The sequence below is a fragment of the Pseudomonas sp. P5_A12 genome (assembly GCF_056400685.1).
Genome location: NZ_JBFUKU010000192.1, coordinates 1 through 10,899 on the forward strand (window position 1 = coordinate 1; position 10,899 = coordinate 10,899).

13 protein-coding genes are annotated in these 10,899 nt (G+C 59.6%); 4 read left to right on the forward strand and 9 right to left on the reverse strand.

All coding sequences use genetic code 11. The annotated features are described in order from the left end of the window. Nucleotides 1–728, forward strand: a 728-nt coding sequence (locus AC1DSG_RS21635) for a LysR substrate-binding domain-containing protein (RefSeq protein WP_477792704.1), incomplete at its 5' end; no start/stop codon positions are given. 180 nt (nucleotides 729–908) lie between these two features. Here the strand turns inward: AC1DSG_RS21635 and AC1DSG_RS21640 are convergent. The 7 genes from AC1DSG_RS21640 to AC1DSG_RS21670 form a co-directional block, all read right to left on the reverse strand. Continuing rightward, nucleotides 909–2,273 carry an MFS transporter gene (locus tag AC1DSG_RS21640; protein WP_477792705.1) on the reverse strand — a complete coding sequence of 455 codons (1,365 nt, stop codon included), beginning with the start codon at nucleotides 2,271–2,273 and terminating at the stop codon, nucleotides 909–911. Nucleotides 2,274–2,475: 202 nt separating this feature from the next. Further along, complete coding sequence (locus AC1DSG_RS21645) at nucleotides 2,476–3,909, reverse strand: NAD-dependent succinate-semialdehyde dehydrogenase (RefSeq protein ID WP_477792706.1); 1,434 nt, start codon at nucleotides 3,907–3,909, stop codon at nucleotides 2,476–2,478. Continuing rightward, entirely contained in the window at nucleotides 3,906–4,940 is a 1,035-nt protein-coding gene (locus AC1DSG_RS21650) for an aldo/keto reductase (protein WP_477792707.1), read from the reverse strand. Before AC1DSG_RS21650 ends, AC1DSG_RS21645 begins: the two co-directional genes overlap by 4 nt. Nucleotides 4,941–4,950: 10 nt before the next feature. Beyond that, nucleotides 4,951–5,463 (reverse strand): formaldehyde-activating enzyme, encoded by a 513-nt coding sequence (fae, locus tag AC1DSG_RS21655; RefSeq protein ID WP_477792708.1) that lies wholly within the window; start codon nucleotides 5,461–5,463, stop codon nucleotides 4,951–4,953. A gap of 297 nt (nucleotides 5,464–5,760) precedes the next feature. Beyond that, complete coding sequence (locus AC1DSG_RS21660) at nucleotides 5,761–6,030, reverse strand: pentapeptide MXKDX repeat protein (protein WP_477792709.1); 270 nt, start codon at nucleotides 6,028–6,030, stop codon at nucleotides 5,761–5,763. A 65-nt stretch (nucleotides 6,031–6,095) separates the two neighbouring features. Next, entirely contained in the window at nucleotides 6,096–6,881 is a 786-nt protein-coding gene (locus tag AC1DSG_RS21665) for a molybdopterin-dependent oxidoreductase (RefSeq protein ID WP_477792710.1), read from the reverse strand. Then, nucleotides 6,878–7,498 (reverse strand): cytochrome b/b6 domain-containing protein, encoded by a 621-nt coding sequence (locus tag AC1DSG_RS21670; protein ID WP_477792711.1) that lies wholly within the window; start codon nucleotides 7,496–7,498, stop codon nucleotides 6,878–6,880. Before AC1DSG_RS21670 ends, AC1DSG_RS21665 begins: the two co-directional genes overlap by 4 nt. 167 nt (nucleotides 7,499–7,665) lie before the next feature. Between AC1DSG_RS21670 and AC1DSG_RS21675 the strand changes: the two genes are divergently transcribed. After that, on the forward strand, nucleotides 7,666–8,607 hold the full coding sequence (locus tag AC1DSG_RS21675; RefSeq protein ID WP_477792712.1) for a class I SAM-dependent methyltransferase: 942 nt from the start codon (nucleotides 7,666–7,668) through the stop codon (nucleotides 8,605–8,607). 35 nt (nucleotides 8,608–8,642) lie between these two features. Here the strand turns inward: AC1DSG_RS21675 and AC1DSG_RS21680 are convergent, their stop codons facing one another. Then, nucleotides 8,643–9,092: a cupin domain-containing protein gene (locus AC1DSG_RS21680; RefSeq protein WP_477792713.1), complete on the reverse strand. Its 450-nt coding sequence runs from the start codon at nucleotides 9,090–9,092 to the stop codon at nucleotides 8,643–8,645. A gap of 240 nt (nucleotides 9,093–9,332) precedes the next feature. Between AC1DSG_RS21680 and AC1DSG_RS21685 the strand changes: the two genes are divergently transcribed. Both AC1DSG_RS21685 and AC1DSG_RS21690 read left to right on the forward strand, forming a co-directional pair. Continuing rightward, entirely contained in the window at nucleotides 9,333–9,776 is a 444-nt protein-coding gene (locus AC1DSG_RS21685) for a hypothetical protein (RefSeq protein WP_477792714.1), read from the forward strand. 78 nt (nucleotides 9,777–9,854) lie between these two features. Beyond that, a complete protein-coding gene (locus AC1DSG_RS21690) occupies nucleotides 9,855–10,478 on the forward strand; it encodes a cysteine hydrolase family protein (protein ID WP_477792715.1) in 624 nt (207 codons plus the stop codon). 55 nt (nucleotides 10,479–10,533) lie between these two features. Here AC1DSG_RS21690 and AC1DSG_RS21695 read toward each other — a convergent pair. Continuing rightward, nucleotides 10,534–10,899: Ppx/GppA phosphatase family protein (locus tag AC1DSG_RS21695; RefSeq protein WP_477792716.1), on the reverse strand; the 366-nt coding region annotated here is incomplete at its 5' end.

The following is a 10,899-nucleotide window of genomic DNA, read 5'->3' on the forward strand; positions in this document are numbered from 1 at the left end:
CGCTGTTCGTGCGCACGCCCCAGGGCTTGTCACTGACCGAATCCGGTATCGCCCTCTCCCCGCACCTGGCGGAAGCCTTCGACCACATTGAACGTGCCCTGCAAGCCGTGCGCGTGCCCAACCTGCGCCAGCGCCTGAGAATCCTGGCGCCGCCGACCTGGGCTACGCGCTGGTTGTCGGCGCATTTGCGCGTGTTCTGTCAGCGCTACCCCGACATCAGCCTGAGCGTGACCAACCAGACCGGCCACGACAACCTGGCCGAAATCGACTGCCACATCCGCTTCGGCCTCGAAGCCAACAGCCATTGCAGCAGCCAATTGCTGGTCATGGAGCGGCACATTGCTGTGGCCAGCCCGGAGTTGTTCAGCGAGGGGCAGCCGCCGGATCTGCGGCAGTTTCCTTTGCTGCACATCTTGCACGATGGCAAACGCTTGAAGGTCTGGGAAAACTGGCTGGCGGCCATGGGACGGGACGACGTCGATGCGGCGCAAGGACTGGAGTTCAGCACGCTGGATCAAGTGATCCACACCACGCTGGCAGGTGGTGGGCTGGCGGTGATTGACCGGCAGATGATCGAGAAGGAATTGGCCAATGGCAGCCTGCTGCCGATTACCCCGGTGGAAGTGATCGGGCCGTACGGTTATTGGCTGGACGTGGCGAACGACAAACAGGGATTGTCGAAAGTGCGGTTGTTTACCGATTGGTTGGGTTTAGTCAGCAATCCCTGACACACCCCGTACCCGTAGCAGCTGTCGAGCCCCAGCGAGGCTGCGTCCGGCTGCGSAGCAGTCGCATTCCAGAAGACCCGGTCACACTGAAGGACCGCGGATTCTGGTTTACGACTGCTCCGCAGCCGGACGCAGCCTCGCTGGGGCTCGACAGCTGCTACTGAGGGTTGTGAGTCTTGATTAGATCGGGGCAGCCACTTTCGCTGCCGCCGGCGCTCCCCCTTCCACCGGGCTCTGCGCCTTGCACGCCTGGCTCAATGTCAGCGATTTGGTTTCCGGCGCCCAGGCCCAGGACAACAACGCCCCCAGTGCCAAAATCGCCGCCAGAATTCCCATGGTCGGGCTCAAGCCAATCCCCGCCACGCTGACCGGCAACAGGAATGTGCTGACCGCCGAGCCCAACCGGCTTACCGCCGTGGCCAGGCCAATCCCGCTGGCCCGCACTTCAGTCGGGAAGCTCTCGGCCGGGAACACGCCCACCAGGTTACTCACCGCCGACAACACCAGGGTGAACAGCCCGAACACCAGCACCATCAAGAACGCTGCACTGCTCGGCAACACCGCCAACATGAACAACGCGACGGCCAGAATGATGAAAGAGTTGATCAAGAACCCGCGGCGCGAGAATTTGATTGTGCACCAGATCCCGATCAGAGCACCGAGGATCAGTAGCATGTTCAACATCAGCTCAGTGCCGAAGCCTTCCGCCAGGCCCATCTTCTGCAGAATCGACGGCAGGAAGGTGTAGATGGCGAAGTACGGCATGACGATGCAAACGAAGAACAGGCAGTTGAACGCGGTGCGCTTGCGGTATTCACGGCTGAACAGCACCGCGTAGCCGGAACGGGTTTCGGTGGATTGGGTTTCGTCGAGCTCGACGTTGTCGCCCAGGTGTTTCTTGACGATGGCTCGCGCTTCGGCGATTCGCCCCTGGTTCACCAACCAACGTGGCGACTCTGGTGTGCCGATCCGCGCAATCAGAATCAGCGCCGCCGGGATCGCGGACGAGGCCAGCATCCAGCGCCAGGCGTCATCACCGAGGCTGAGCATGGCAGTGCCGACGAACGTGGCGGCGACGTAACCAAAGGTCCAGATCACGCTGAATGAACCAAGCAACACGCCACGATGCTTCTTCGGCGCAAACTCGGCCAGCATCGCGTGGCCGACACTGAAATCACCGCCCAGCCCGATGCCGATCAACACCCGGCACAGAAACAGCCCCATGGCGGTTTCGGCATAGAACTGCATCACCGAGGCGATCGTGATCAGCACAAAACTGACCAGGAAGATTTTCTGCCGGCCGACCTTGTCGGAGATCCAGCCGAAAAACAGGCTGCCAAGGAACAGGCCGATCAGGGCCGAAGCGCCGATCAGCCCTTGCCAGAACGCATCCAGTTGCATCTGTGGGCTCAGCAAGGTGAACGCGATGCCGATCAGGCCGAGGATGTAGCCGTCGGTGAAATGCGCGCCGAAGGTCAGCCCGGCGATTTTCAGGTGAAAGCGCCCGATGGGCAGGTCGTCGATTTTTACCGGTTGTACGGACATGTAAATCTCCAATTGTTGTTATTGACGGAGAAATGAAACCGATCGCTGTTATGGGTGACATGGCTTGCACAATGCCATCCGGTTATTGCGTACAACCTGTGGGAGCGGGCTTGCCCGCGATAGCAGAGTGTCAGTCAACATCACTGTTGAATGTATGGCCCCCATCGCGGGCAAGCCCGCTCCCACAGGTTTTTGGGGTGGTTTAGAGGCCGCCCATCAACAGGTATTTGATTTCCAGGTAGTCATCCAGACCGTACTTCGATCCCTCGCGACCGAGGCCCGATTCCTTGATGCCGCCGAACGGTGCCACTTCCGTGGAAATGATCCCTTCGTTGATGCCGACCATGCCCGCCTCCAGGCCTTCGGCCATGCGCCATACGCGGCCGATGTCGCGGCTGTAGAAGTACGCCGACAAGCCGAACGGCGTGTCGTTGGCCTTTTGCAGCACTTCGGCTTCGTCCTTGAAACGGAAGCAGGCGGCCACCGGACCGAAGGTTTCTTCCTGCGCGATCAGCATTTCGCTGCTGGCTTCGGCGAGGATGGTCGGCTGGTAGAACGTACCGCCGAGCGCATGACGACGGCCGCCGCACAACAGCTTGGCGCCCTTCTCCAGAGCATCGCCGACGTGCAGTTCGACCTTGGCCAGCGCCGCTGCGTTGATCAGCGGGCCTTGCTCGGTTTCGCCGTCCAGCGCACTGCCCACGCGCATCGCCRCCACGGCTTCTGCGAGTTTGCCGGTGAAGGCTTCGTAGACGCCGTCCTGAATAAAGAAGCGGTTAACACAGACACAGGTCTGCCCGGTGTTGCGGAACTTCGAGGCCATGGCGCCTTTGACCGCTGCGTCCAGATCAGCGTCGTCGAAGACAATGAACGGCGCGTTGCCACCCAGTTCCAGCGAGACTTTTTTCAGCGTGTCCGCCGCCTGGCGCATCAGCAATTTGCCGGTGCGCGTGGAGCCGGTGAATGACAGTTTGCGCACGATGCTCGACGCTTGCAGCGCGCCCCCAATCGCGACCGCATCGCCAGACACGATATTGAACACACCGGCCGGAATACCGGCCTGCTCTGCCAACACCGCCAGTGCAAAGGCCGACAGCGGAGTTTCTTCCGATGGCTTGAGGATCATCGTGCAACCGGCGGCCAATGCCGGGCCGACCTTGCGCGTGACCATGGCCAAAGGGAAGTTCCACGGGGTAATTGCGGCGACCACGCCAATGGCTTCCTTGACCACGATGATCCGCGCATCGGCCTTGTGGCTCGGAATCACGTCGCCGTAAGCGCGCTTGGCCTCTTCGGCGAACCATTCCAGAAAACTCGCGGCGTAGACCACTTCACCCATGGCTTCGGCCAACGGCTTGCCTTGTTCACGGCTGAGCAGGGTCGCCAGATCTTTCTGGTTGCTCAGCATCAACTCGCTCCAGCGCTTGAGCTTCTGGCTGCGTTCCTTGGCGGTGAGCTTGCGCCACGCCGGCAAGGCACGATTGGCGGCTTCAATGGCCAGGTTGGTTGCTTCAGCGCCGGCCATTTGTACTTCGGTGATCAACTCGCCGTTGGCCGGGTTGAACACCGGGTAGGTTGGACCACCGGACGACCATTGACCGTCGATGAAATTGCCCGTGCGGATCAGCGCGCTCATGCCACAGCCTCGGTCAGGGTGAAGCGTTCCAGACCTGGACGGGCCGAACGCAAGATACGTTTGCCGGCGGTGTAATCGTTGATCACGTCGCACGGGGTGTAATTGCGTTCCAGCTCGTGCAGTTCTTCAGCGTCGAGCTTGGTGTCCAGCGCGGCTAGCGCACTGTCGAACTGCTCGGTGGTGTCAGCGCCCACCAGCATGCAATCCACACCCGGATGATTGGCCACCCAGGCCTGAGCGATTTGCGCATTCGAAACACCACGGGCGCGGGCCACGCGTTGCACCGAATGAGCGATTTCGAACGAGGCTTCGTCGCTGTACATCTGCTGGGTGAAGAAGTCGGTCTGGTTGCGGGTCGACTGCACGTCACCGGTCAGCAAGCCGCGGGCCAGCGGGCTGAACACCGAGACACCCAGGCCTTGGTCGCGGCAGAACGGGATCATCTCGCGCTCCTCTTCGCGGTAGGCGCAGTTCAATTGCAGCTGCATGTTGATCGGCTTGACCCAGCCATTGCGCTCACAGGCCATGAGGATCTTCGCCAGTTGCCCGGTGAGCATGGTCGAGACGCCGATGTAGCGCGCCTTGCCGGAACGCACGATGTCGTTCATCGCGCTCATGGTTTCTTCGACCGGGGTGTTCACATCGAAGTAATGCAGCATGAACACATCGACGTAGTCCATGTTCAGGCGCTTCAGCGAGGCGTCGATGCTGTCCATGATGTGCTTGCGCGAATGGCCGCTGGCGTTGATCCCGTTGCGGGTGCCGTAACCGACTTTGGTGGTGATCACCAGGTCTTCACGACGGGCCAGGCGCTTGACGATGCGCCCTACCACTTCTTCGCCGACACCGGCGGAATAGAAGTCCGCCAGATCGATGAAGTTGACGCCGTTGTCCAGCGCGTGCGCAACGATCGGCTCGCTTTTCTTCTCATCGAAGATCCACGGCTTCCAGTCCGGGGTGCCCATGTTCATGGTGCCCAGGCACAGGCGGGAGACTTGCAGGCCGGAGTTGCCCAAACGAATGTATTGCATGGCGCGGACCTCAGGCTTTTGGCGTGTAGAAAGGGTTGCTGATGTGATTGACCACATCGGCCAGTTGCGCGGTTTCCGGCTTGCCGGTCAGCGCGGCACGAATTGCCGTGCGGCAGGCGTTGTAGTTGTTCAGGTAGACCGCATCGAGGTCATCGCAGGCCGGATTGACCCAGTTGGCGGTGACGATGGCCCATTCGTCTTCGGCTTCCGGCGGCAAGGTGCCGTCCAGCAGCGCTTCGAGTACAGCCTTGGCGATACCGGCCTGGGACGCGCCCCAGGTGGCGTTGCCGTGCAGGTCGCTGCTGATCGCCGCTTTGTTGACGTAAAGGGTCATCGGCTTGACCGGAATGTTCGGCTGGGCGATCACCATGAACGGGCAGTGACCCTGGCTTGGCGATGCCAGGCTGTTGGCAAACGCCTGGCCGGCCGGGCCATTACGCGGGCCAATCAGAATGTTGATGTGCGCGGCGTTCACGCCCGGGCCTTCGAAACCTTCACCGATGTACAAGTCGAGATCTTTCATGAGTCGTTACTCTTCAGGGAGTTTGGGTTGATCAGAAGCGCACGCAGGCAGCGGGCCTGGCGTGGCGAATGTCGGGGTTCGAAGAGCGCAGCAGGTCGCTGGCGAAGACGCGGCAGTGATGATGAGTCATGGTTGCAAACGCTCTTTTTTGTTGTTGATGAGCTGGTTTGCGATTTTTTAACACTGGGGGTTGGCGGGGCTGTAACCATTAAAAGTCATGAGGGCATGAGTTCAAGTCATACCCTGTAAAACCTGTGGGAGCGAGTTTGCTCCCCACAGGGATCAGGAAGGATTGAACTACTGCGACATGGCGTCTTTTTTCATGGCGTCTTTGCTCATGCTGTCCTTGGACATTGCATCTTTGGACATGCTGTCTTTCTTCATCGTGTCCTTGGACATGGAATCCTTTTTCATCGTAGCGTCTTTTTTCATGGTGTCTTTGGACATGGCATCCTTGGACATCGAGTCCTTGCTCATACTGCCGCTGCTCGTGGTATCGGCAGCAAAAACACTGGCGGCACCCAGTGCGATGCACATGGACAGTACGGCGGTGGCTAACTTTTTCATGATCAAACTCCTTGAAGCACAGGTTGCGAATGAACGCAGCGTGGGCTGCGTGATGAATGTGTCTGTCAGCTGCCACCGAACCAGTTGTAACCCTGGTCTTCCCAGTAGCCACCGCTGTAGGTATTGCTGACGAAAATTGCCTGAATGTGTTTGGGGTTTTTGTATCCCAGCTTGGTGGGCATGCGCAGCTTCATGGGGAAGCCGTACTGCCGAGGCAGCACCGCGCCGTCATAGGTCAGCGTCAGCAAGGTTTGCGCATGCAGCGCGGTGGCCATGTCGATGCTGGTGTAGTAATCGTCTGCACATTTGAATCCGACGTACCTGGCATCGGTATCTGCGCCGACGCGCTTCAGGAAGTCGCTGAACCGTATGCCTCCCCAACGTCCGATGGCGCTCCAGCCTTCAACGCATATATGCCGGGTGATCTGTTCGGTCTGCGCCATGGCGCGCAATTCTTCGAGCCGCCAACTGTGTTTGTCCGCAACCATGCCGGTTACTTCCAACCGGTAGCTCTCTTCCTCCACCGTCGGTGCTTCGTCAATGCTGTAGAAGGCATTGAAGGGAAACGGCCGTGTGATCATGGATTCCGGGTAGGTCGGCGCCATGGCGTCGGGACTGAACAACCAGCCTTGTACCCTATCGTTGAAGCGGGACATGGAGGACAGCGCGGTGTCGACGCTTTCGTTGTCGGTCAGGTTGCAGCCGGACAACATCGCCACCCCGCCGAGGGTCAGGCCGCGCAGCAGGAACGCACGGCGCGAGCGGTCGGTGATCTGCGGGGCGATTATTTTTCGGGCGTCTGTCAGGATCGATGACTCGTCCAGCCCGGAACTTTCGATGCGCTTTTTCATACCTGCTCCTTGCGACCGACGATCATCGCCCACAACGTTTTTGGAACCAGTGCGACCATCACCAGATGCACCGCAACGAAAGCAACCAACAGCGACATTGCGAAGAAATGCACCCGTCGCGCGCCTTCGTAGCCCGCCAGCATTTCACGCAACAGCGGGAACTGGACGGACTTCCAAAGCACCAGCCCGGAGACCACCAACAGCGTGATGTCGACCATCACGAACAGGTATGCCACCCGTTGCACCTGGTTGTAATGACTCAGGTCGGCATGGCTCAACCGCCCTCTCAATGCGGCCCACAGGTCATGCAGGACACCTTTGGGCGACACGGGTAGAAAACGGCGTTTCAAACGACCGCTGAACAGGTTGATAGCAAGATAAATCAGGCCATTGATGGCCAGAAACCACATCGCCGCGAAGTGCCATTGCAGTGCACCGCCGAGCCAGCCTCCCAGCGTGATTGATTTGGGAAAGCTGAAGTCATAAATCGGCGAGGCGTTATAGATACGCCAACCGCTAGTGACCATGACCAGCACGGCCAGGGCGTTCAGCCAATGGGTCAGCCGTAACCAGCGAGGATGGCTATTGGCAGTGGGTGAAGCAGATAGCTGCGACATGTCCGGCTCCCTGCAGTTGATCGTTGGAGCCGAGTATGGGAGCCGATAGATCGCCAAATCCTCACGTAAAGTTAAATTAAACGTGATAACCCCCCGACGCGTTGCAACACGCCTTGCACTGTAATTGTGGTTAAAATGCCGCCCCCTCAAATTGCCGACCCCGCCCGATGAACTCAGACGCGCTTTCCACCTTGCATGCCCACCTGCTGACGGCCCTGGCAACGGCCCCTGCAGAAACCCGCCGGTTGTTTCACGGCCGTGGCCGCTGCTGGCCGGGGCTGGAGCAGTTGACCGTCGACTGGCTGCAGGGCGTGGTGCTGGTCGCGCTGTTCAAAGAGCCGGAAGCGTCGCAGTTGGAAGATTTGAAACGACTGCTGATGCAGATCACGCAGTCAGCCGAGTGGACCCAATCCGGCGCGCATACGTTGTTGCTGCAACACCGTTATCTGCTGCAAAGCACCACCGAATGGCTGCAGGGCGAGGTGATCGATGAAATGACCATCACCGAGGGCGGCTTGCGGTATCGCGTGGACCTGGGCCGCAAACAGAACACTGGTCTGTTTCTCGATATGCGTTACGGCCGCGACTGGGTGCGGGCTAATGCCCAGGGCAAGCGTGTGTTGAACCTGTTTGCCTACACCTGCGGCTTCTCGGTCGCCGCCATCGAGGGTGGCGCCGAGCACGTGGTCAATCTGGACATGTCCAGCCCGGCCCTGAGCCGTGGGCGCGACAATCACCGACTCAACGGGCACGATGTGAGCCAGGTCAGTTTTCTCGGCCATGACTTGTTCAAGTCCTGGGGCAAGGTAATCGGCAAGGGGCCTTATGACCTGGTGATCATCGACCCGCCGTCCTTTCAGAAAGGCAGCTTTTTGCTGACCAAGGATTACCAGCGCGTGTTGCGCCGCTTGCCGGAGCTGCTCACCCCGCAGGGCATGGCGCTGGCCTGCATGAACGACCCGGCGTTCGGTTCGGACTTCCTCATCGACGGCGTCATGCGTGAAGCGCCGGGCCTGCGCTTTGAACAGCGGCTGGAGAATCCGCCGGAGTTTCCGGATGCCGATGTTGAATGTGGCTTGAAGGCGCTGGTATTCAAGCTGGGGGATTGAGCCCTGCTCTACCTGTGGGAACGGGCGAACGCTGCTTACTCCTCCAGCACCAGCAGCGGCGTGCCTTTCTTCACAATGTACGTCGCCAGCTCTGAAGCCTTGCCGCCACCCACGTTCTTCGCCACATGCGCCGTGCCTGCGGGGATGTACAGCGAGTCGCCGGCCTTGAGCGTGACCGGTGGTCGCCCTTGCAGTTGATACTCAAACGTACCGTCGATGACGTAGGCAACTTCTACCCCGGGGTGCGAATGCTTGGGCGAGACCACGCCCGCATCGAAATCGACACGCACCTGAATCACCTCACGTTCGGCGACCTCCAGGTCCTGGCGCACCAGGTCCGTCCGGTGGAGCCCTGACTGCCAGTTTTTTGCAGGCGGGGATTCATGGCCTGCCTCGGCAGCTTGCGAAAAGCTCGCGAAGGCCGCCAGTGTTACAGCGGCTAGCCCGATGCCGAGCCGGGTGTGACGGGGAGTGATACGGGACATCGCAATTCTCCAATGTTTGCCGCCAATGCGGTGAGCCCATTTGGAGGGTGCGGTGTATCTCGCTTGTGTCGCATAAGGCATGGTTTTGTATGCGAAGTTGGCTGCCTGTGCCGGGGATACCTTGCGATACAAACGTGCACCCGCGAAGACCGACCGTCCGAAGAAATGTCCGCCACCCCCTGATGGCTAAAATTGACAGGGGGATCACTTCAACGCGTCCTTACAAGCGGGAGTATCACGATGAAAATCGTATCTTCGCTGACGTGGGTGGTAGCGGTCGGGTGGCTCTGCGGGTGTTCGACGGTGCCTGACAGTCAGATCACCAACGTTCCTTTGCACGCTACGCCYGTCAATGCAGGGAATATCGCCCGGCCCATCATGATGCCCAACGGCAATGCGACCGAGTTCTGGTTTGCCGTCAGCGGTGAAACCTTCGGCAGCGCATTACCCGGTCGTTTGATGGCTTACATCTACCCCGGAAGCTGCGCCAGCCTGGGTTCAAAACCGGCCTATGACATGAACGACGGACCCAATGCGCGGTTCTATTCATCGACATCGCTGCAGTACTTCTGGAAAAGCGCGCCGGTGCCTGTCGAGACACTTCGAGCCGGGGGCTATGCCTTGGTGGTGCGTGAAAACCCGGCCGATAGTGATCAAAACATTTTCTGCGGCAATCTAAGCTGAAGCCGTTGGACTTCGATGCGTTCCCGCCTGTTGTGCGGGAACGTTTTTTTCAGCAATTGCCACATGGAGGAAACAGTCATGGCAAAAGCACTCTATCCCCTTGGCAGAACCGCTTATCTGTTGGTCGATCCTTACAACGATTTCCTCTCCGAAGGCGGCAAGGTCTATCCGCTGATCGAGCCGATCGCCGCTCAAGTCGGYCTGCTCGACAACTTGCGCGCACTCGATCGCACCGTCCGCGCCCTAGACATTCCGGTGGTCATCGTACCGCACCGCCGCTGGGAACAAGGCGACTACGAGGGCTGGGATCACCCAAGCCCCACCCAATGCAAGGTTATGCACATGCATCACTTTGCTCGCGAGGAATGGGGCGGCGACTGGCACCCGGATTTCGCGCCAAAGGACGGCGACATCGTCGTTCAGGAACATTGGGGATCGAGCGGTTTTGCCAACACCGACCTTGATTTTCGCCTCAAGCAGAAAGGCATTACCCACGTGATCATCGCTGGCCTGTTGGCCAATACCTGCATCGAGGCCACCGCCCGTTACGCAGTGGAACTGGGCTATCACGTGACACTGGTGCGCGACGCCACAGCTGCTTTCAAACCGGAAATGATGCACGCGGCCCATGAACTGAACGGCCCGACGTTCGCCCACGCCATTGTGACCACGCCAGCACTGATCGATACCTTGAATCATTGATCGAACCGGATTTCGCCCTGGGTGGCGTGGCCGTGACTACCAAGCAGTTCGAGGTTCAATGCCTGGAGATCAAGCCATGCAAAACCCCGAACCTCAAACCCGCCTCCGATGGCGTCATATGCGAAATCCCGAAGACCTTGAACGCCGCCAGCATCACCACCAGTCCACCCGGCAAAGTGCTCAAGCGATGGTTTTGCAGTCCGGCCAGTTTGAGCTGTTTGACGTGCCCCACTTCCAGCAGACGCAACGACAGGCGCAGCAGACCGCTGTAAGTGATACCGCTTTCGCGGTCGTCGTTCATCCCGTTGGCCTTGAGCACTTTGGCGAGCATCCGTGCCGTCCCCGAAGAACCGATGGCCTGCTGCCAACCCAAGGCCCGGTAACGCCGCGCCACGGTTTCAAATTGCTGCGTGGCCACACG